Here is a 21,863-nt window from a genome sequence, read left to right on the forward strand (position 1 = left end):
GAAAGCTGATAGCTGATAGCTTACAGTTTGACTTGGTAGTTGCTGAATAAACTAATACAGTAATAATAAAGTAATGGAAAGGGTTCAGAACTCAGACAAGCTTGTTATTAGCTTCTACAAATGGGTAGGTATTCTGGTTTTGGTTTACCTACTGATTGTGGCAGTAGGGATAATTGGTACAGGCTTTAGGTCAGCTACTGGGGAGCAAGCTAAGGAATTGTTCGAGTTTGCTACTAATCCCTTTGCTGCTTTAATTGTCGGTACCCTAGCAACTGCTTTAATCCAATCTTCAAGTACAGTAACCTCGATTATTGTAGGTCTAGTAGCTGGTGGTTTGCCAGTGGCAACGGCTGTTCCTATGGTTATGGGCGCTAACATTGGCACCACCATCACTAATACACTGGTTAGTTTAGGACATATTCAAAATAAGGACGAATTTAAACAGGCTTTTGCTGCTGCAACCATCCACGACTTCTTCAATCTGATTAGTGTCGTTATCTTCCTACCTTTGGAAATTACCACTCACTTCCTGGAAAAGATTAGTCTGTTTTTAACAAGCCTGGTTGTGGGGGAAAACTCGCTCAGCTTAAACAACGTTAATCTGATTAAATTTGCCACTGCTCCAGTCACTGATAGGATTAAAACTATCAGTAACATTTTCCCAGAACCATTTAATGGTATTGCCCTGATTGTCCTAGGTATCAGTGTTATTTTCCTATCCATCTTTTTCATTGGCAAACTACTCAAAACCCTAATGGTAGGACGAGCGAATCAGATGTTGCACACTGCTATCGGTAACGGTCCCATTGCTGGGATTGCTTCTGGGACACTAGTCACTGTAATCGTGCAATCTTCCTCGACTACCACCAGCCTGATCGTTCCCCTAGCTGGTACAGGTTTATTGAGCTTACAAGAAATTTATCCCTTCACCCTAGGAGCAAATATCGGAACCTGTATCACTGCCTTACTTGCCGCTACCGGAATAACCGAAAACCCAATCCCTGCTCTAGAAATAGCTACAGTGCATCTACTTTACAACAGCCTCGCAGTTGTGATCATCTACAGCATTCCTGTGTTGAGACAAATGCCAATCCTGGGTGCAGAAACCTTAGCCGCTGTTGCCACTGAGCGGAAGTATTTAGCCTTTGTCTATATTGCAAGCGTTTTCTTCTTGATTCCTGTACTACTTCTGAGTCTATCCACCTTGCTGTGACAGCTTAGCACTTCCTTAAGAGCAGAGTGCTGGTAAGCTATCAGCGTGTCGCGTATCAGCTCTCAGCTATCAGCGTGTCGCGTATCAGCTATCAGCTATCAGCGATTAGCGCTATCCGCACGCTACTTGAGGTGCTAGCTTATGGGCACGCTTGGCCAAAGGCCAATGGTTTACTGCTGAATGCTTAGATGGGCTTTTACCCAGACTTTCAATTTGATAAAATCTCCAACTCTTAAATTTTTTGGTTCCAGGTTTATGTAAAGCATTAGGCTGTTCCCATAGCGTGAGCCTAATGCTCACGGCTGACAGCTGACGGCTGACAGCTGACGACTGCTGATTCTCTATAGTCCACTTAACTCTAGAGAGTTCATTAATAATAATTATTGCTAAGCAAACCATAGCAAGCCTTACTATACAAGCTTTATCTTCTCTAAGGCTAACTCTTAGCTTATAGGCTTAGGATAGCTTTAGTAAAATTTATCAAAATAATTTCTCAACTATTGACTGCCGCGTTGCCTTTGAGTTACAGTCTATAAAATAGACCCGATCACTGAGCCTTTCCAGCAATAGCCGAAAGGTTAAGCAGCAAAAGGGTGAATCTACACTAGATGGAGACACAGTATGTTAGAGCAAATCAAAGGATTGACTGCTGAAAAGCGCACAGTTAGCAAAATTCAAGTCGAAATCAAGGAAATCGTTCCCAATACTCCCCGTAAGACTACTGAATCTTCCCTAAATACTGACGCTGACGGTGGTGATCTTAGAAGCGAGGAATCCTGAGACTATCTGACCTTTTCAGGTAGCTATTGCTTATGAGCCTAGAATTGTTTGCAATAATTAGTTGCTAATAATTTTGGCGTAATCCGAGCTTGTATCAGAAATTAGAGAAATCTTCTCAATTATATTTCTGGTGCAAGCTAGTTGCTTAGTATATTTTTTTTGTTGCTAAAGATTCTCAAATAGTTATGTCAGTGCTCGCAAAAATCCTCAATCCTTATAGTGAGCAGAAATTCCTGGAATACCATTGGACGAGTAAAGCAGTATTTATCCCAACTGAGGACGAAAAGAAGTTTGCTGATCTATTTTCCTGGCAAAAACTCACCGATCTGCTGAATTTCCATCAATTTAAGTATCCGGAGCTGCGCTTAGCCTTAGATGGCAAAGTTTTGGAGGGAAAGGAAAACGCTAATCTGATCAAGTGGTGTCAATCAGGGGCAACTCTAATCATCGACAAGGTACATAAACTAGTACCAGAAATTACTAACTTCACCTCAGAAGTTAGACAAGATTTAGGCTATAGTGCTCAAGTCAATTCCTATTGTTCATGGCCCAGTAAACAGGGATTTTCCTGTCACTACGATACTCACGAAGTCTTTATCTTGCAAATAGAGGGAAACAAGGAATGGTATGTATTTAGCGATACTCTAAAATACCCCTTGACTGAGCAAAAATCAGCCTCTGAAACACCTCCGGAAGGAGACCCTTACTTGAAGTGTACCCTTACCCCTGGTGATGTGTTGTATATACCCCGTGGACATTGGCACTATGCTGTTGCTCTAGATCAACCTTCACTACATTTAACCCTAGGGATTCATTGCCAGACTGGTGTAGATTTTTTAGACTGGTTAGTAGGTGAGTTACGGCAGAATGAAGCCTGGCGTAAAAGTTTACCACTGCGGTTCGATGCTGAGCCATTAGATCAGTCGATTGATAACTTAATCCAAAATTTCAAAGAATACCTTACTAACAGTGATATCCAGGAACGATATAACCGTTATCTTGATGGCTTAGTCAAGCCACTAGCTAGATACTCTCTACCTGCGCAAGCAGGATTTAATATATTTCCCAATGGTGTAAAGACTAGGTTTAGTAATCCCAAATTTAAGCGCCTCAAAATTTCACAGCTGCCAGATAACAATGGCTACCAAGTTATCGTTTCAGGTAAAGAAATCACTTTAGGAGGAGTAACTGACTCGTTGGTGGAAAATTTATTCACCAGAGAGACGTTTACCGGTAGTGATGTCATGACATGGTTACCAGGTTTCGATTGGGAGGTTGATGTTGTTCCTCTTTTAACCCACTTAGTTACTGAAGGAATAATTTTTGTTGACTCCAGAGTATAGCGCTACGCGCAAGGCAATAGGCAATAGGCAATAGGCAAAAGTTCACTAAAAGAGCGTTTAAGCTTGTATCAATATCAAACACCTTAATACGTAGTGCTATATAATTAATATTTTTTTTCTAGTTTAAAAAAAAATGATAGTTAAGGATACAAAACGATGAACACTTTTTTTTGTTCTGACCATTCACAGAAGTTAGCAGAAGATATTATCGGTAGTGGTACTAATTACCAAGTGTATGTTTTAGTAGAATGCCGCCAACCGTGGCTGTCTAATGCCATGGATTCTAAGTATATTCCAGACAATCTTAGGAAATTGGTGGATGAGGTAAAGCAGCGTAAGCTGCCAGTAAGATTCCTACTGATTGCTAATAATAAAACTCTAAAAGCAGATCAGACTAAGCTTTTGATTTATAGTCACAACGGTGAAGCCAGGTTAAAAGGGTACAGCAAGCTAGAGTTTGATGTGACTAATCTTGGTGAGGTAGCTGGGATTGTCAGACAATTCTTAGCTGGAGAAACGCCAAACTGTGTCACACAAGACAGTGATACTAGAGACATTTTAGTTTGTACCCATGGTAGCCATGATGTGTGTTGCGCCAGGTATGGTAATCCTTTTTACTGCAAAGCCTTAGCTACTGTTGCTGAGTTATCTTTAAGCAATGTCAGACTCTGGAAAGCCAGCCACTTTGGTGGTCATCGGTTTGCTCCCACTGCCATTGACTTGCCAGATGGAAGATACTATGGTGTCTTAGATCAAGATTCATTTAAATCAATTTTAATCCGTAGTGGTGATATTGAATGCTTCAATCGGGTTTATCGAGGTTGGGGAATTCTACCGACTAAAATTCAGGTATTGGAAAGGGAACTTATCCTCCGCTACGGATGGGATTGGTTTAAGCACAAAGTTGGTGGTTCAATTATTAAGGAAGATGTGAATCAGGATTCTATTCAAGCTGAGATCAGCTTTGAAAAACCTAATGGCTTGATTTACCATTGTCGTGCTGAATTAGTTAAAGATGAAAGTAAGACATTGCAGCTGAAAGGATCTTGTGGTGCTCAGAAAGAGTCACTATTTGTTAAATATACTATTAAGAATCTCTGCCTTTACTCGGAATTGCTGGAAATTCTTCCAGTTTATCAACCGCAGATGGCAAGCTAAGAGGTAAGCATTTAGCAGTCAGCCGTCAGCAGTCAGCAGTCAGCCGTCAGCGGTCAGCCGTCAGCTCAACTAGTAGGGTGCGTTATCAACGCACCTTAAATATAGAGTTACTGGTGTTAGTAATTTACTTAGTCATTGGTATAGAGTCCGTGTAGGAATTGTGATAATTTTTGATGGCATATTCCCTACGGTGCGCGTTCACGCTTAGCTTTGAAAAAGCGCGGGGTCGCACCGCTCCCTACTCCCTACTCCCTACTCCCTACTCCCTACTCCCTGTTCCCTATTCCCTTGACTAGATATATTAAGATACATGAATTGGTGGCTGATGCCAACATAATCAAATTGGTCACCGTCGGCTATAAAACCAAGGCGACTATAGAAACCTAGGGCATTAATTCTACTCAGTAGTCTTAAAGCATTGAAATTGTTTGCTTTGGCTTTTTCAATTAATGTTTCCATCAGTTTGGTGCCGATTCCTTGGTGACGAAATTCAGGTAATAGTGCAACGTAGGCAATACTGCCCAATCCGGGAGACAATTCTCTTAATCTTGCTGAACCAATTACCTGATTATTACAGACAGCAACGAGATGAAAAGCACTACTATCGTACTTGTCTTGTTCTGTTCCTTTTTCCATGCCCATAGGCTCTCTGAGCACAAGCCACCGCTGGTGGTACATATCCTCTAACTCTTGTTTAGTTTTAACAGGACGTACTTCAATTGTCGTCATCATGCTTAACCATATTTAGAATGTAGAATGTAGAATGTAGAATGTAGAATGTAGAATTGAGAATGTAGAATTGAGAATGTAGAATTGAGAATTGAGAATGTAGAATTGAGAATTGAGAATTGAGAATGTAGAATTGAGAATTGAGAATGTAGAATTGAGAATTGAGAATTGAGAATTGAGAATTGAGAATTGAGAATTGTAAGCTATCAGCTATCAGCTATCAGCTTTCAGCTTTCAATTAAGAATTAAGAATTGTCATAATATGCGCTACGGGCAGGCTACGCCAACAGCTATCAGCTTTGAATTAATTCAAAATTCTACATTTTAAATTATAAATTATTAATTCTACATTTTAAATTATACATTCTAAATTCTGCATTCTAAATTCTAAATTATACATTCTGATCACCTCACAACTTGGGGATTATTGCTAATCCAGCTGTCGATATCTTTTAACACCTGATCCGGAATTTCCCAAGGAAACAAGTGAGCAGTATTGTGATAGCATTGCCATTGGCTATCTTTAAGATGTTTAGCGGTTTCTCGACTTGATGCTGCGGTAATATGGCGATCCGCAGCTCCTGCTAAGACCAGGGAGGGGCATTGAATCTGGTTTAAGTCTGGCAAACGGTTATAGCCAGCCCTAATGGCAGTGTTGAGTGCTGCTGTAGCGGCTTGGGAGGTCTGTAAATAGGCTGATATGGCGTGGTTGGCAATATACTGGTAGGCGCTGGTTGTGTGTTGTTGGATCAGGTACCGAAAAAGCGATCGCTTACCAAATGTGTCAATATTCCATTGCCATCCTGGTTGTAACCAATTTAAGACACCAGCGATGCCGGTATAGAGATTATCCTGCCAACTAATGGGGGGATGATTACCCCAAGGTCGAGCGGCTGTGGCGATTAAAATTAAACCCGTGACTCTCTGAGGTAGCGTCAGGGCAAGCTCCATTGCCAAAATTCCCCCTAAAGACCAACCTAGTATCAAACAGCGGTCAATTTTGTAATAGTCGAGCAGGGATTCCAAGTCAGTCAAGTGGTCGGTCATCTGAAAATCCCGATCAGCTGGACTTTTACCATATCCTCGCAAATCAGGGCTGATAGTCCAGAACCTCTGGGATAGATGTTGGGTAAAAACTGAAAGGCACTGACTTGAGGCTGGATGACCGTGAAGGCAGAGAATTGGGAATCCTGACCCCTGGAGGTCAGTGTTGAGATATACTGCTGCTTGAGAGGTTTTTTTGATCCCATTCATGTTAATTGTTAATTGTTAGTTGTGTAAGCATTCAGCCGTGAGCTAAAAGCTCACGCTACGCGAACAGCCATCAGCCGTTGGCCTTAGGCCACGCTACGCGAACAGCCGTCAGCTTATTTTATTCAATAGCACCTCAAGGAGGTTACGCTATGGGCAGAAACTTTGTAAGCATTCAGCTGATAGCTGTTCGCGTAGCGTGCGCGTAGCGAATTAGCTGATAGCTGATAGCTGATAGCTGATAACTGAAATGGTATGATCTCTTTTACTTATAATCGCACTGTTCGGTTTTCAGATACCGATGCGGCTGGTGTGGTCTATTTTGCTAATGTTTTATCTATCTGCCATGAAGCCTATGAAGCCTCTCTAGATGCATCGGGCATTAATCTCAAGTCCTTTTTCACTAAGCCCGCTGTGGCAATTCCGATTGTTCATGCCAGTGTGGATTTCTTGCGTCCTATGTTTTGTGGGGATCCACTGCTGATTCATGTGATGCCTGAGCAGTTGAGTGAAAGTAAGTTTGAAATTGCTTATCAAGTTGTTAAAGCTTCGTCATCGCAACAGTTACTGGCAAAGGCAATTACCAAGCACGTTTGTATTAATGCAATGACTAGAACCAAAATTCCCTTACCTGAAGAAATCGTGCAATGGCTAGGTAATAGGTAATAGGTAATAGGTAATAGGTAATAGGTAATAGGTAATAGGCAATAGGCAATAGGCAATAGGGAAAAAATCCTGTTTACCTGATAGCTCTGAAAAACTCTTTACTAATTTTATCATCTCTTATGATATAGCTGACAGCTGACCGCTGACAGCTGACCGCTTAAACAAAAAATAGCCGTAGAAATACTATCTACGGCTAGCGAGTTCAACTTTTGATTTATGTCACAAAAATACCCGAAACTTTCGGATGTGATCCTATACTATCAGACCAAATCCAAAGCCACCGGGGGGGAAACCCCCCCAGAAAGTTAGCGATGCAGCGCGGTCTTGGGGGTTTCCCCCATGAGCGACTGCATCAAGACAAGGTGTTATGGCAACAACCAATACTTGGTCATGGTAGTTATCACTTCACCGGGCACTTCAGTAGGCTCCAGAGGAGTCCATTCAGCAATCTCGGCATAGCCCAGGGAATAAAACATTTGCATACTATAAATGACTGATTGGCGAGGACCTTTGAGAGTGTGCTGAGTTGGTTGTTTTTTGAAGTTCCGAGTAAATTCTTTTGACATAGTGCAAAAATTCAACTTTAGTTAATAATGATTATTGTAATGATTATAATTTAATTTGTCAAGGGGTTTTAAAAGTTTTTTTTGAGAGTTTTAGAGTTGATAAAAAAAGCAATTACCTAAATTTACATTTCAGAAAAGTGCTATTAAATAGCATCAATTCTTGAGATAGTTTTTCAAAAAAATATCATTTATATCTATAGCGTTTATTGCCTGTTCTCTGTTCCCTGTTCCCTGCTCCCTACTCCCGGTTCCCTTTAAATTAAAGTAGTATAATAGTTAAAAAACTATTGTAGAGCAGTTGATGGCAATGGCTGACAATACATCTGATGGCCAACTAGACTTTCTCTTAGAGGTGCTACAAGCAATTGCAGACAGTAATGGTGATCAGCAGGTAGTTGAGAAATTACTCGAAGCAAATATCGACAAATTTAATCAGACCTTAGCAGATAAATTGCGGGATTGGGCAACAAGTAAGCTGGCGGAAGCGGAAGCAGGTGAAGCCAAATCCCTAAGCGCAGATATTGTTGAATTTAGCAAAATAGTAGCAAAATTACCTTTGGGTGACAAAGCCAGCACTATAGAAATTGCCATCACTGGCTATGAAGTCGCCCTAAGTGTTTACACCCGTGAAGCTTTTCCGTTTGATTGGGCAAAGACTCAATACAATCTCGGTAATGCTTACCGTAACCGAATCACAGGGGAAAAAGCAGAAAACCTAGAAGAAGCGATTGGTTGCTACAAATTGGCTTTAGAAGTACACACCCGTGAAAGGTTTCCGATTGATTGGGCACAGACTCAACACAATCTCGGTACTGCTTACTATTACAGAGTCATAGGTCAGAAGGCACAGAATATAGAACAAGCGATCGCTTGTCACCAAGAAGCTCTAAGAGTAAGAACCTTTGAGGCATTTCCGATTGAGTGGGCATGGACACAAACTAGTCTCGGTGCTGCTTACTGTAACCGAATAAAAGGGGAGAAAGCACAGAATATAGAAGAAGCCATCCTTTGTTTCCAACAAGCTCTAAGAGTAAGAACCTTTGAGGCATTTCCGATTGAGTGGGCATGGACACAAACTAATCTCGGTGCTGCTTACAATAACCGAATAAAAGGGGAGAAATCACAGAATATAGAAGAAGCGATAACTTGTTTAGAACAGGCTCTAAGAGTCAGAACCTTTGAGGCATTTCCTTATGATTGGGCATCGACAAAAACTAATCTCGGTGCTGCTTACAATAACCGAATAAAAGGGGAGAAATCACAGAATATAGAACAAGGCATCACTTGTTTCCAACAGGCTCTTAGAGTTTTTACCTTTGAGGCATTTCCGATTGAGTGGGCATTGACAAAAACTAATCTCGGTGCTGCTTACAATAACCGAATAAAAGGGGAGAAATCACAGAATATAGAAGAAGCCATCCCTTGTTTCCAACAGGCTCTTAGAGTTTTTACCTTTGAGGCATTTCTGATTGAGTGGGCAACTACACAAAATAATCTCGGCAATGCTTACAATAACCGAATAAAAGGGGAGAAATTACAGAATATAGAACAAGCCATCACTTGTTTCCAAGAAGCTCTTAGAGTTAGAACCTTTGAGGCATTTCCGATTGAGTGGGCATTGACAAAAACTAATCTCGGTGCTGCTTACGGTAACCGAATAAAAGGGGAGAAAGCACAGAATATTGAAAAAGCCATCCTTTGTTTCCAACAGGCTCTTAGAGTTTTGACCTTTGAAGTATTTCCTTATGATTGGGCAAATACACAATACAATCTCGGTGCTGCTTACGGTGACCGAATAAAAGGGGAGAAAACACAGAATAGTGAAGAGGCCATCGCTTGTTACCAAGAAGCTCTTAGAGTTAGAACCTTTGAGGAATTTCCTATTGAGTGGGCACAAACACAAAATAATCTCGGTATTGCTTACGGTGACCGAATAAAAGGTGAAAAAGCACAGAATATTGAAAAAGCCATCGCTTGTTACCAAGAAGCTCTAAGAGTATTAACCTTTGAGGCATTGCCCCAAAACTATCTAGAGACTAACAATAACCTTGGTTTCGCTTACCGATATTCTCAAAATTTATCGGAAGCTTATAAGGCTTTTGATGCTGCCATTAAAACCGTAGAATTCCTGCGAGATGAAATTATTTATGGTTCTGGAGAAGACGAATACAAGACTAAACTAGCTGAAAAAAACAACCGAACCTACCGAGGCATGGTAGAAACTTGCCTAGAATTAAATAATATCACAGAAGCGATTGACTATGTTGAGCGGAGCAAAACCCGCAATTTAGTTGAAGAGATTCTCAGCCGTGACCGGAAAACTATCTTTCCTGTAGATGTTGCCACTCAACTAGAACAATACAGGGATGAAATAGCCATATATCAATATCAAATCCAGCATCGCAAAGCTGACAATCCCACCGCCCTGGCACAACATCTCCAAAAGTTGCGACAGCAGCGGAATGATTTACAAGACCATTATTTACCTATCGGTTCTAGCTTTAACTTTGATAAATTTCAGAACAAATTAGATCACGACACTGCCATTATCGAGTTTTACATTACATGGGATAAGCTGCTTACTTTTATTTTTACTGCTCAAAGTCAACAGCCAATAGTTTGGCAATCTGAGCCCCAAGACTTCGACAAATTGGGAAATTGGGTAGATGAATATCTGGAAAGCTACGACACCGAAAAATCTGATTGGCAAAACCACCTAAGTAACTGTCTACATGGGTTAGCTGAAATTCTGGCTATTGATGACATCATTAAGCAGATTCCAGAAAAGTGCGATCGCTTAATTTTAATCCCCCATCGGTATTTACATTTGTTGCCCATTCATGCTTTACCGATTAACAGTCAGCAGGGACAAGGTAACTCTAAACTTCTAATGGATCGGTTTCCAGCAGGGGTAAGTTATGCCCCTAGCTGTCAACTACTGCAACTTGCCAAAAGCAGAAAACGCCCAAAAGATTTTACCCACCTGTTTGCGGTTCAAAATCCCAGTGCTGATTTAGTTTATACTACTATCGAAGTAGAAGTAATCAAAAGCTACTTCAATCCACCACCAGATACAGAAGTTCTTGTGGAAAACGCTGCCACCAAAGCCGCCATCGATAGCAAAGCTTTCAACACATTCCACTATGTCCATTTTAGCTGTCACGGTTACTTTAATTACCAAGAACCACGGAAATCGGCTCTAATTTTGGCCAATGCCCACAAACCGGTATCTGCTGAACCCAATTCGGAGCGCTATTTACGGATAAGAGAAGAGGAAGTAGTTGACCTAGAGAAATGTCTGACTATAGACGAAGTATTTGGCCTACAATTAGAACAATGTCGTTTGGTCACTCTTTCCGCTTGTGAAACGGGATTGATTGATTACACTAACACCAGCGATGAATACATTGGTTTACCCAGTGGTTTCCTAGTGGCGGGGAGTCCAGCAGTAGTTAGTAGCTTGTGGATGGTGAACGATTTATCCACAGCGTTGTTGATGATTAAATTTTATCAGAATCTACGACAGCAAATGGCTTTAGCAGTTGCCCTGAATAAATCGCAATTCTGGCTGCGGGATAGCACCCAGTCTCAGTTGCTAGCCTGGAGTAGGCAGTTACCCCTAGACAACTCTTTGATGAAAAAGATTGAACAAGCACTGGATTGGTTTAACCCCGATGAGCAACCGTTCCAAAACCCCTACTATTGGGCAGCATTCTGTGTAATTGGAGAGTAACATTATGATTGATTACCCTCAAATTCTAGTATTTCCTTACTTCCTGGAAAGCAAACTAGAAGTGTTTTCTAGGGAAGACTTACAGGACTTAGAGCAGACCTTAGCCCGTTTGCAGAGTAACCCACCAGAAAATGTTGAGGAAATTCTCAGGAATTGGTTTAAGGAACGGTTTACAATTAGGGATGAATTCAGAAAATTTTACGATATTCGTAAGAAGGAGCTTGGCAAAGTTCCTCCCACGGAACCTATCCAGCCAGATCGCCTTAATAATTGGTTTCAGGAGCTGCGTGAGCAGGTGAAGGATCAACTTAATAATAAAGGGAACGGGGAACAGGGAATAGGGAACAGGAAGTAGGGAATAGGGAATAGGGAGTAGGGAGTAGGGAGTAGGGAGTAGCGATGCAGCGCTGTTTCAAGTCCCGAATTAATTCGTGGGATATTTTTTAATTTTGAATTGATAATTTTGAATTGGAGCGAAGCGATTGACCTCTAAAGTCTATGCCCCTAATGTCCATTTATTTGCCTTTCATCTAAAAACTAGTAAGCCAACTACCTTACTCTGGGACAAGTGCAACCAGATTATCTCTCAAAAATTTGGAGTGACTAAGCAGCTTGAAATTGAAGAAGAGTCAGGATATCGAGTAGACCTGCTCAAGGATAAAACTACTGATGATGTGGCTTTCCACTTTGGGAGTAATGTTACCCTAGATAATACTTCCCTGGATGTTAGCGGAGTTGCAACTCCCCTCAGAATTCAAGATACCTATGCCTTAGCCCTAAACCTCCGCCGTCCTGAACAAGAGGAAAATCAGACCCAACGCACCCAACCAGTCCCCTCCAGCTTTCTAGAAAAATTGAACCCAGCAGGCTGCTTGATGCCTGATCGAATCAGCAGTTCCATTGGTCAAACTCTGGTCTTAACAGTTTGGTATACAGAACAAAAACGCTTTATTCCCTGGAAGTTACTGCAAAATCGCCAGGAATTAAGACAACTGGCTGACGAGTGTTTGCGAGCCTTCATTCCTGCTCAAATTCCCTGTCCTCACTTCAATCAAGAAGGGGAATTATTCGGCAGTCCAATTTTTGAATACGGAGTTCCTAGTCAACAGGAAAAATACTGTCATATCCTGGTTTGGATTTTTTGGGAAGCAGAAGCCAGTGATAAATTTATCGATTACTATTCCAATTTTATTAACCTATTTTGTTATCGAAATAAAGTCATCCGTGCTTATCAGCTTAATCGTGATGTTTATCAGGTAATTAAAAAGGAATATCAAACCATTGAGCAGTATTTTGACGAAACCTTTAAACACTGGCCAGCTAGTCAAAGCTTGAGTCAAGCAGAGTTAAATAAATTCAAGGAGGATATCAAATCAGTTTCCCAAAAGGCATTAGACTACTCTCGCTTACTCCGAGATTTAGACCATTATCGACTAACAATTAACATTAATGCTGAAAACTATAAGCGAGAACTGAGGGATATCTCCGGTAAACTCCCCCAAGATGACCTGAGCTTTCTAGAAACCTTTTTCAATGATTGCCGCCTCTTTCAAGAACAAATCCAATCAGATTTGGGCTATTTTGGGAATGGTGCTGCACTACTGGAACAAGCCCTAAGTGCGATTCGAGCCCGAGTAGACATTGACCAGGCAGAACGGGAGAAACGATTACAACGTTCCATTGCCCTGGTGGGTACTGGTTTAGCGGTTAGTGCTATTTCTGCCCAAACCGCTGGTAAACCGCTAGAGTCTATTATCGACCCGAAACAATCCTTAGATTGCCCCAGCTCTGGTGTTACACCTTGCTTGACTTACAGTGTCGTGTTTGTGCTATTCCATGTGGCAGTTGGTGCGATCGCTGCGTTTATTTTAAATGGAATTATCAATTTGGTATCAAAAGATGTTAATAAATAGCTTGTATGGTGGGCAAAAACCGTTTAGTTCTTTTGAGAATTCTATATCCTAGAATTTTGCCCACCCTACTTAATGGCTATATCATTGGTTATCCCGCAACCAATTCGACAAATCTACGCTGGTGGTAAAATCTGCCATAGCAACTCCTAAAGCTTCTAATTGGTCTAGAGATAATTGTTGAATTTTATCTAGAATTTCTGAAGGTATTGCACCAAGTTTACCTTCTAGTTGACGGGATATCAGTCCCTCCATTAATAATCTCCCTTCTTCCCGACCTTGTTCGAGAGCTTGACGAATTTCACCTTTACGGTCTTCCATAAACACTTCTCGTTTGTGTAATTCCTCCAAGTCTTTTCTACTCATATTCGCCTGATTAGCTATGGTTAGCGCCTGAGCAATTTCCGGTATTTCTGATAAGGTATCGGGAATTGCTTCTAAATTTGGGGCTTCTTTCATAAAATATATCCATTTCTCCGATGCCGTTTCTAACTCTTCTAAAGACCGGGAAAATTTCGGCAATTCCACAAACACCATAGTTAGGTCTTGGTTTTGGTAGATAAAATTATCTTGTTCTTCTTGAAATAGAAATCGAGTTAAGTATCGGTCGGTTTGCTCAAACATAGTGAAGTCTGTAATTGTTAAACCAATCACCGGCTTACGTTTAGAAGACCTTTCCCCAGATTTTAATTGATTGCCATAGGTTTTGGTGAGATTATATATTACTCGTTCATCAAAAACCGGGACATTTAACATTTGCATTTCAATAATTACTGTCGAGCCGTCATTTAGAATCGCCTTGACATCCAGGTAGGTATCCTTTAACTCCGTAGTATAGCCAGCATTGTATGGGTCAATAATCTCTAAGTTATTTATCCTAGATTTCCCGCCATAGATCAGAGCATCTAGAAAGCTGATCAGGACTTCTTTACTTTCAGAGGAACCAAATATTTTCTTAAAAGCAAAATCGGTTTTGGGGCTGATAAATCTCATGGTTAATTATTGATTGGTGATTGTTTATTAATGAATTTAATTGGTACAGCACTACTACTTAATAGTATTATGGTGGGCAAAAACCGTTTAGTTCTTTTGATAAGAATTCTATAACCTATAATTTTGCCCACCCTACTTAATAGACTTCTGACTTCTAACTTATGACTTCTGCGTATCGCTATATCATTGCTTATCCCGCAACCAATTCGACAAATCTACACTGGTGGTAAAATCTGCCATAGCAACTCCTAAAGCTTCTAATTGTTCTAGAGATAATTGTTGAATTCCCTCTAGAATTTCTGAGGGAATTGCACCAAGTTTACCTTCCAGTTGACGGGATATCAATCCCTGCATTAATAATCTCCCTTCTTCCCGGCCTTGTTCCCGACCTTCTTGTTTACCTTCTTCTCGGCCTTGTTCCCGACCTTCTTGTTTACCTTCTTCTCGGCCTTGTTCCCGACCTTCTTGTTTACCTTCTTCGAGAGCTTGACGAATTTCACCTTTGCGGTCTTCCATAAATACTTCTCGTTTGTGTAATTCTTCCAAGTCTTTGCTACTCATATTCGCTTGATTAGCTATGGTTAGCGCCTGAGCAATTTCCGGGATTTCTGATAAGGTATTGGGAATTGCTTCTAAATTTGGGGCTTCCTTCATAAAATAGATCCATTTCTCCGATGCCGTTTCTAAGTCTTCTAAAGACCTGGAAAATTTCGGTAGTTCCACAAACACCATGCTTAGGTGTTGGTTTCGGTAGATAAAGTTATCTTGGTCTTCTTTAAATACAAAACGAGTTAGGTATCGGTCGGTTTGCTCAAACATGGTGAAGTCTGTAATTGTTAAAGCAATCACCGGCTTCAGTTTAGAATATCCTTCTCCATATTTTAATTGAGTGCTATAGGTTTTGGCGAGATTATAGATTACTCGTTTATCAAAAGCCGGAACATTTAAAACTTGCATTTCAATAATTACTGTCGAGCCGTCATTTAGAATCGCCTTGACATCCAGGTAGGTATCTTTTAACTCCGTAGTATAGCCAGCATTGTATGGGTCAATAATCTCTAAGTTATTTATCCTAGATTTCCCGCCATAGATCAGAGCATCTAGAAAGCTGATTAGGACTTCTTTACTTTCAGAGGAACCAAAGATTTTCTTAAAAGCAAAATCGGTTTTGGGGCTGATAAATCTCATGGTTAATTATTGATGGATGATGGGGAGCGATTTTTGAAGCAAAAAATCTGGATTAGAGCAGTATTTTGTCGCTAAATCCGCCACTACCACTATTAGGTTTATGATTATTATATATTATAATAGTACAAAAATACTTAATAATATAAAATGGTAGATATGGCAATAAAAGGTGGCACAGGCTTCTAGCCTGTGACCTAACCCATTAGCTGACCGCTGACCGCTGATAGCTGATAGCTGACCGCTGACCGCTGATAACTGAATGCTTACCCTAAGGAATTTTAGCTAAAGCTTCGCGAACGACATCAGAACCAACACCAACCAAGCATGAATTTTCGGTTATATGACGTTTCCAGGCTCTACTACCGGGTTGCCCTGCAAATAATTGCAGCATATGTCGGGTAATTTTGTGAAGCTTAAGACCTTTGCCTACCCAGTGATCAATATAGGAAAACATGGCTTCGACAACCTGATGGCGAGTTGGGGGTATAACTATCTCGCTATAGATATCACAATCAGCTTTGGCAAACAGATAGGGATTGTCGTAAGCTGCACGCCCAATCATGACCCCATCGACATACTCCCGTTGTTCTTGCACTTGTTCAAGACTAGTGAATCCACCATTAATTTCCACGAATAAGTCAGGTAACTCCTGCTTGAGACGATGGACGTCACTGTAACGTAAGGGTGGGACGTTGCGATTCTCTTTTGGACTCAAACCCTGTAGCCAAGCCTTGCGAGCATGTACAGTAAAATGCTGACAACCGGCCTCTGAGACAATGCGGACAAAGTTAGCCATGTCTTCATAGCGGTCAAGGTCATCAATACCGATACGGTGCTTGACAGTAACAGGTATGTTCACTACTTTAACCATAGCCTCTACACAGCGTGCTACCTGTTCAGGCTGCGCCATCAAACAAGCTCCAAAATTGCCATTTTGCACCCGACTACTGGGACAACCAACGTTGAGATTAATCTGGTCATAGTCCATCGCTTCAGCAATTCGGGCGCATTCAGCTAAGTCACTGGGAGTGTCACCACCAACTTGTAAGACTAGGGGTTTCTCTTGTGGGGAAAAGCCTAGCAAGCGTTCGCGATCGCCATGAAGAATTGCTGCACTGGTGACCATTTCGGTGTAGAGCAATGTCCGTCCTGTAATCTGGCGCATGAAATAGCGATAGTGGCGGTCAGTGCGATCCATCATTGGCGCAATACTTAAGGGATAACCGCTACTAATAATTTTGGATTGCGTTGGAAGTGATTCGGGTGAAATAGCTGTACTCGGAGCAGTCATTGGTTGAGGCAGTTATTTAGGGAGCAGGGAGCAGGGAGCAGGGAGCAGGGAGCAGGGAGCAGGGAGCAGGGAAGTCGGAAGTGGAAAAACAATCCTGTGTACCTGATAGTTATGCAAACCGCCGTATTCCCAGCCTAACAATTTAGCTTGACCTGATTGATTTTGTTGAGTTTCAATTAACTTAAACAATCTCGCGCGATAACTTTCACCTGTTCATAATTCAATTTTCCTTGACCATTGCGCGGCAAAGATTCTACCGCCACCCAATCCTTAGGACACTTGAATTTACTTAAATTCCTCTCTACCTTCTGTTGCACCATCGCCACAGAAACCTGATCGGAACTAGGCACAAAAACAGCGGTTACCACTTGACCCCAATAGTCATCGGGTAAGCCAATCACACAAACATCACTGACGAGCCCTGTGCCACGAATTACCTGTTCTACCTCAGCGGGAAATACATTTTCACCACCAGTAATAATTTTGTTACTGCGACGCCCAACAGTATATAAGTAACCCTGTTGATCGAAATAGCCTAAATCGTCCGATTGTAGCGTTTGGAATCTGTTGGGCAATTTACTTAGCTCAGACTCTAGGGCGAGATTTGTGCTAGGGCTATAGTAGCCATGGAATAAGGACTTTGCCTCAATAGTAATCACACCGGTTTGATTAGCCTTGAGAATTTCTCCATTACCATTGCGAATCGTTACTTTGGCATGGGGTAAAACCTGACCACAACTATTGTTACCACTGTTACCACTGTTACCACTGAGGAAATCTTCAGGTTTAAGGGTGACTACACCAGAAGCGGTTTCGGTCATGCCATAGGTAAGAGCTAAAGGAATACGATACTGTCTTGCTTGTGTTAATAGGGATTCCCAAGCCGGAGCACCCCCTAACAACACTGTCCGAAAGCGGGATAACCAGTCAGAGGCATCTTGGTTGATCAGCTTCGCTAGTTGAGTCGGTACCAGAGAGATAAAAAATTCTTTGGGATCAATGTCTCGTCCTTGCCCAGCTTTCAAGGCTTTAAAGGGCAAAATCACCATACGTCCACCGGTGGTTAGCGATCGCATAAACTGCATCAAACCACTGACATGATACAGAGGCAACACACAAAAGGAATTCACTGGCTTGTTCCCAAAATACTGATGAAACCCTGCTACTGATGCCATCAAGGTTTCCCAAGTGTGAATGGCAAAGCGGATTTTGCCAGATGACCCCCCTGTGGGAATCATAATGAGTGCTGAGGGGTTAATATTGATGATTGAATATTGATTATTGAGCCTTGAGTATTGATTATTGAGTATTGATGGCTCAATAATCCTGGCTAATTCTCCGATAATTATATCGGGATGGATTTGGTTAAGGACTTGTTGCCATTCTGGTTTTACCCAGTGGGGATTGCCTAAGAATATATGACAATTACTAGCAACAGCAGCTAGGAAAGCGGCGATAAATTTAAGAGGATTTTGCTCTACTAAAAGGATTTTCGGTGCTTTTTCCTGGTAAAGTTGGGAGAATTGCTGATAGTATTGCTCAATAATTTGCTGAACTTGCTGGCTATCATAGCCAATCAGCCATTGTTCACCAGAACGGTGTTGGACATAGCTTAGGGGCTGTTGTACGTATGAATCTTCCCCACATTTACTCTTTAACGCTTCAACCATCTAACCAAATCACCTTAACACCTAATAACCTTAAACATTCCAACCTTTAACCATCTAACCTTGGCCAAAAGGTCACGCTACGCGAACGTCCATCGCTTTCAACCTTGATTAAACCAATGGTTGACACCAAAACCTACAGCGCGCTTGAAGTCAGAGAGTTCTGCTGCTAACTGGAGAACCGCTTGTTGACCAATTGTAGTTTCCAAGGCGGATGAAAACACGGTATCAATCGGATAGGTTTGGCAAAACTGCCGTAGTCGTTTCCGAGAACCTGCGATCGCAGCTTTAATCACAAAAATTCCTCGCCATCCCTGCTGGTAAGACTGTTCAAGTTGGTCAAGGGTTGCCACAGATTCATCCAATGCGATCGCAGTCGAATAGTTGTGGCTCATCTCCAACATCACATCGAACTGCTCTGGAGGTAGAGGCTGTTCGATAAACTCAACGGCTCCAATAGTGTCACATACCATCAGCCACTGCTCAGCTTGTTGTTTAGTCAATCCCCCATTGGCATCCAAACGCAATTGGGCAGAAGCAGGTATTGCTTCAACCAACTCCTGAACTCTCTTGACTTCATCCTCAATCGGAGCAATACCAATTTTACATTTAAAGCTTCGGTATCCCTGATTCCAGGGAGCTTCCCAGGACTGTTTTGCTGCTTGATTACTCGGTAACAGGTAACTGTAGTGTTGTTTGCTTTGTTCAAAGTCCTTTGTCCAAAGTCCTTTGCCAATCACTAGCTCCCAAGCCGATTCAAACCCAAATTGACAGCAGGGGAGTTGAGCAGGAATGGCGAAAATCTCCTCTGTAGTAATCTCCTGAGGTAATTGCTCGCAAAAATTAAAGGCTTGTTCCAGAGTTTCCGAACCAAACCAAGGGATAGGAGCAATTTCACCCCAGCCAATGTTCCCTATTTCATCACTAAGGCTAAGAATGATACCTTCTCTGACTGTCCATTTGCCATGACTAGTAGACAACGGATGCTTAAAGGGACGCTGGTATGGGTGAAACTTGAACTGATAGTTCGTCATTGATGAATTGCTAATTGCTATTTTTAATTGCTATTGCGCTGCATCCCTATGTAAGCTATCAGCTATCAGCTATCAGCTATCAGCTATCAGCTTTCAGCTTTCAGCTTTCAGCTTTCAGCTTTCAGTGATCAGCTTATGGGTTATAGCACTACGCATTCAGATGTAAGACAATTCCTAAACTCCGAAACTTAGTCATAGCTTACTTCTGACTTCTGACTTGCGCGTAGCGCTATATCACAGCATCGAAGCCTGCAGGGTTATTCACAGCGTCGTTCGCACAGCGTGGCCATTCGCGTAGCGTGGCCAACGGCCAAGGCCAAAGCCTGTACCACGCAGATGGTGCTTTTGAATAAAATAAGCTGACCGCTAACGGTTGAGAGCTAACCACTGACGGCTGACCGCTGACGGCTGACCGCTGACGGCTGAATGCTTACATCCCGATTCCCGATTCCCGATTCCCGATTCCCGATTCCCGATTCCCTATTTCCTATTCAACACTTCTAGGTTTAGTCAATACCAATACTCCTAATGTTCCGCCAACAATCGGGTAGTGAGTTGCACGAAAGCCTACTTGCTCTGCTAAAGATTCTTGCTCCGGACCACGGGGAAATCGCTGTATACTCGGCCAGATATAGGCATACTCTTCCTCAAGTCCTTGCTGACGGGCTAGGGGAACAACAATCGTTTCCATATACCACTGTTCAAACTGCCGAAACAGTGGCTGAGAGGGTAAGTGAAAGTCAAGAATTGCTGCTTTAGCGCCTGGTTTAACAATACGGTAAATCTCCTTTAGGCTTTTGGGGATATCTACGACATTACGTAATCCATATCCCATAGTTGCTCCGTCAAAGGTATTGTCAGCAAATGGTAAATCTAAAACATCCGCCTCTACCCACTCAATGTGTGGTTCAGAGGATTTTTGTTTTGCGATCGCTAACATCTGGGGCGCAAAATCTACTCCATACACCTTTCCTTGAGTGCCTACTTTCTCCGCTAATAGTCGAGTCAGGTCTCCACTGCCACAACAAAGGTCAACACAGGTATCTCCTGGCTTAGGCTCAGCCCATTTAACCGTCATCAGCTTCCAAATGCGATGCTGACCCCAACTGATCCAGTCATTAAGCTGGTCATAGTTAGAAGAGATGTTATCAAAAATTCCCTGAATCTCCTGGGATTGCTCTGACATGATTCATTCAATGAAGGTTAATTAAGGTTAATTACGAAACCGACACCCAACAAGAGTCCACTCCAAAAATGTAGCGCTACGGCAATAAACTTACAATTACTCACCTTTTCCGGTTGGTTGTAATGAGCGTTAACATGGCGGCAAAGCTTGATAGCAAAGGGCAATCCCACCAAAGTGAGTAATGTCCATATGGGGAATAGCCCCATGAGCACAAACCCACCAGTAGCAGCGAATAGGCTACCACAAATCCAGGGCAACAGTTGAGCACCTCGTTTGGTGCCAAGGCAAACAATAGGCGATCGCTTCCCAGCTGCTATATCATCCTTTACTTGGTGAAAATGGGAGCAAAATAGAATTAACATAGTCCCAAGACCCACAATTATCGATGCCGCCAGGTTAGTCACAGACCAACTCTGGGTTTGACTGTAGTAGGCAGCTGACATGCCTAACGGACCAAAGCTCAAAAAGGCCAGAATCTCTCCTAGACCTTGGTAGCCCAGGCGGAAGGGAGGTCCTTGGTACATATAGCCAAGGCTGCAGCATAGGAGTACTAACGCCATCAATGTTAAGTCTTGCTGCCACCAGCAGATCAGTAGCATGCCAAGGATAGCCAGTCCTAAACACAGGTTCCCTAGCCAAAAAATTAACGATTTGTTTCCCGTCAGGTTCACTATCGAGTGAGCTTTGTTTTTATCAATCCCAGTCTCAGAGTCAAACACATCGTTACTCAGATTCTCCCAAGCCAGAATCAGAATCGAAGCACTGACAAAGGTCAAAAATATCGTCCAATTGAGGTGATTGGTCTCAAACCATGCCACAGCAGCTGCTACCCAAACATAGATAATTGCCACGCTATACATGGGGGGCTTGATGGCTGCTAGCCACAGTTTCTGTTTGGAGCTAGGAGCATTAATTGTGTTTGTTGTCAAAATAGTCACGGAATATGAATGCCAGTCGTGCTAGAGTGACCGTCAAACCATAAACCAATACTGCTGGGACTGTTCAAGCTTTGGGTCAACGGTCTTCAACGGTGTTAAGGGGCTGACTAGCAGAATACCATTAATCCCAATCAAGGTCGTGAATTGATTATAGGTTAATATTTTGTAAATTTTATTTAAAAAATATTAACTAAAGTTGTAAAATAACAACTATTAA

At 42.0% G+C, this 21,863-nt stretch carries 19 protein-coding genes; 8 read left to right on the forward strand and 11 right to left on the reverse strand.

Going from position 1 to position 21,863, the window contains the following annotated elements:
* The first annotated feature begins 73 nt into the window (after positions 1 to 73).
* From F6K63_RS05345 to F6K63_RS05360, 4 genes are all read left to right on the forward strand, one after another.
* Positions 74 to 1,213, forward strand: coding sequence for a Na/Pi symporter (locus F6K63_RS05345; protein WP_287311136.1), 1,140 nt, complete (start codon positions 74 to 76; stop codon positions 1,211 to 1,213).
* Positions 1,214 to 1,834: 621 nt separating this feature from the next.
* Positions 1,835 to 1,993 carry a hypothetical protein gene (locus F6K63_RS05350; protein WP_287251791.1) on the forward strand — a complete coding sequence of 53 codons (159 nt, stop codon included), beginning with the start codon at positions 1,835 to 1,837 and terminating at the stop codon, positions 1,991 to 1,993.
* A gap of 185 nt (positions 1,994 to 2,178) precedes the next feature.
* A complete protein-coding gene (locus tag F6K63_RS05355) occupies positions 2,179 to 3,336 on the forward strand; it encodes a cupin domain-containing protein (RefSeq protein ID WP_287311137.1) in 1,158 nt (385 codons plus the stop codon).
* A 156-nt stretch (positions 3,337 to 3,492) separates the two neighbouring features.
* Positions 3,493 to 4,494 (forward strand): ferredoxin family protein, encoded by a 1,002-nt coding sequence (locus F6K63_RS05360; RefSeq protein ID WP_287311139.1) that lies wholly within the window; start codon positions 3,493 to 3,495, stop codon positions 4,492 to 4,494.
* A gap of 252 nt (positions 4,495 to 4,746) precedes the next feature.
* Here the strand turns inward: F6K63_RS05360 and F6K63_RS05365 are convergent, their stop codons facing one another.
* Together F6K63_RS05365 and F6K63_RS05370 are read right to left on the reverse strand one after the other, a co-directional pair.
* Entirely contained in the window at positions 4,747 to 5,226 is a 480-nt protein-coding gene (locus F6K63_RS05365) for a GNAT family N-acetyltransferase (protein WP_229414619.1), read from the reverse strand.
* Between the two features lie 402 nt (positions 5,227 to 5,628).
* Complete coding sequence (locus F6K63_RS05370) at positions 5,629 to 6,477, reverse strand: alpha/beta fold hydrolase (protein ID WP_287311141.1); 849 nt, start codon at positions 6,475 to 6,477, stop codon at positions 5,629 to 5,631.
* Between the two features lie 255 nt (positions 6,478 to 6,732).
* Between F6K63_RS05370 and F6K63_RS05375 the strand changes: the two genes are divergently transcribed.
* Positions 6,733 to 7,140: an acyl-CoA thioesterase gene (locus tag F6K63_RS05375; protein WP_044494067.1), complete on the forward strand. Its 408-nt coding sequence runs from the start codon at positions 6,733 to 6,735 to the stop codon at positions 7,138 to 7,140.
* Between the two features lie 365 nt (positions 7,141 to 7,505).
* Here F6K63_RS05375 and F6K63_RS05380 read toward each other — a convergent pair whose 3' ends face one another.
* Positions 7,506 to 7,706, reverse strand: a complete 201-nt coding sequence (locus F6K63_RS05380) for a hypothetical protein (protein WP_008187052.1) — start codon at positions 7,704 to 7,706, stop codon at positions 7,506 to 7,508.
* 301 nt (positions 7,707 to 8,007) lie between these two features.
* Between F6K63_RS05380 and F6K63_RS05385 the strand changes: the two genes are divergently transcribed.
* The 3 genes from F6K63_RS05385 (at position 8,008) to F6K63_RS05395 (ending at position 13,352) form a co-directional block, all read left to right on the forward strand.
* The gene (locus F6K63_RS05385) at positions 8,008 to 11,439 is read left to right on the forward strand and encodes a CHAT domain-containing protein (RefSeq protein ID WP_502708282.1); all 3,432 of its coding nucleotides are present in this window, start codon (positions 8,008 to 8,010) and stop codon (positions 11,437 to 11,439) included.
* 4 nt (positions 11,440 to 11,443) lie between these two features.
* Positions 11,444 to 11,794, forward strand: coding sequence for a hypothetical protein (locus tag F6K63_RS05390; protein ID WP_287311144.1), 351 nt, complete (start codon positions 11,444 to 11,446; stop codon positions 11,792 to 11,794).
* Positions 11,795 to 11,921: 127 nt separating this feature from the next.
* Entirely contained in the window at positions 11,922 to 13,352 is a 1,431-nt protein-coding gene (locus F6K63_RS05395; protein WP_287311146.1) for a hypothetical protein, read from the forward strand.
* An 81-nt stretch (positions 13,353 to 13,433) separates the two neighbouring features.
* Here the strand turns inward: F6K63_RS05395 and F6K63_RS05400 are convergent, their stop codons facing one another.
* The 8 genes from F6K63_RS05400 to menA form a co-directional block, all read right to left on the reverse strand.
* Positions 13,434 to 14,342, reverse strand: coding sequence for an Rpn family recombination-promoting nuclease/putative transposase (locus F6K63_RS05400; protein ID WP_287311148.1), 909 nt, complete (start codon positions 14,340 to 14,342; stop codon positions 13,434 to 13,436).
* A gap of 183 nt (positions 14,343 to 14,525) precedes the next feature.
* Positions 14,526 to 15,530 carry an Rpn family recombination-promoting nuclease/putative transposase gene (locus F6K63_RS05405; RefSeq protein WP_287311150.1) on the reverse strand — a complete coding sequence of 335 codons (1,005 nt, stop codon included), beginning with the start codon at positions 15,528 to 15,530 and terminating at the stop codon, positions 14,526 to 14,528.
* Between the two features lie 268 nt (positions 15,531 to 15,798).
* A complete protein-coding gene (dusA, locus tag F6K63_RS05410) occupies positions 15,799 to 16,821 on the reverse strand; it encodes a tRNA dihydrouridine(20/20a) synthase DusA (protein WP_287311152.1) in 1,023 nt (340 codons plus the stop codon).
* 12 nt (positions 16,822 to 16,833) lie between these two features.
* Positions 16,834 to 17,010, reverse strand: coding sequence for a hypothetical protein (locus tag F6K63_RS05415; RefSeq protein WP_287311154.1), 177 nt, complete (start codon positions 17,008 to 17,010; stop codon positions 16,834 to 16,836).
* Complete coding sequence (locus F6K63_RS05420) at positions 16,998 to 18,491, reverse strand: 2-succinylbenzoate--CoA ligase (RefSeq protein WP_287311156.1); 1,494 nt, start codon at positions 18,489 to 18,491, stop codon at positions 16,998 to 17,000. Before F6K63_RS05420 ends, F6K63_RS05415 begins: the two co-directional genes overlap by 13 nt.
* A 98-nt stretch (positions 18,492 to 18,589) precedes the next feature.
* Entirely contained in the window at positions 18,590 to 19,522 is a 933-nt protein-coding gene (locus F6K63_RS05425) for an o-succinylbenzoate synthase (protein ID WP_287311157.1), read from the reverse strand.
* 487 nt (positions 19,523 to 20,009) lie between these two features.
* Positions 20,010 to 20,708: a bifunctional demethylmenaquinone methyltransferase/2-methoxy-6-polyprenyl-1,4-benzoquinol methylase UbiE gene (gene ubiE / locus F6K63_RS05430; RefSeq protein ID WP_008187030.1), complete on the reverse strand. Its 699-nt coding sequence runs from the start codon at positions 20,706 to 20,708 to the stop codon at positions 20,010 to 20,012.
* Between the two features lie 17 nt (positions 20,709 to 20,725).
* Complete coding sequence (gene menA / locus F6K63_RS05435) at positions 20,726 to 21,637, reverse strand: 2-carboxy-1,4-naphthoquinone phytyltransferase (RefSeq protein WP_044494059.1); 912 nt, start codon at positions 21,635 to 21,637, stop codon at positions 20,726 to 20,728.
* Positions 21,638 to 21,863: the final 226 nt, after the last annotated feature.

The organism is Moorena sp. SIO1G6 (assembly GCF_010672795.1).
In the GTDB taxonomy this organism is placed as follows: Bacteria; Cyanobacteriota; Cyanobacteriia; order Cyanobacteriales; family Coleofasciculaceae; genus Moorena; species Moorena producens.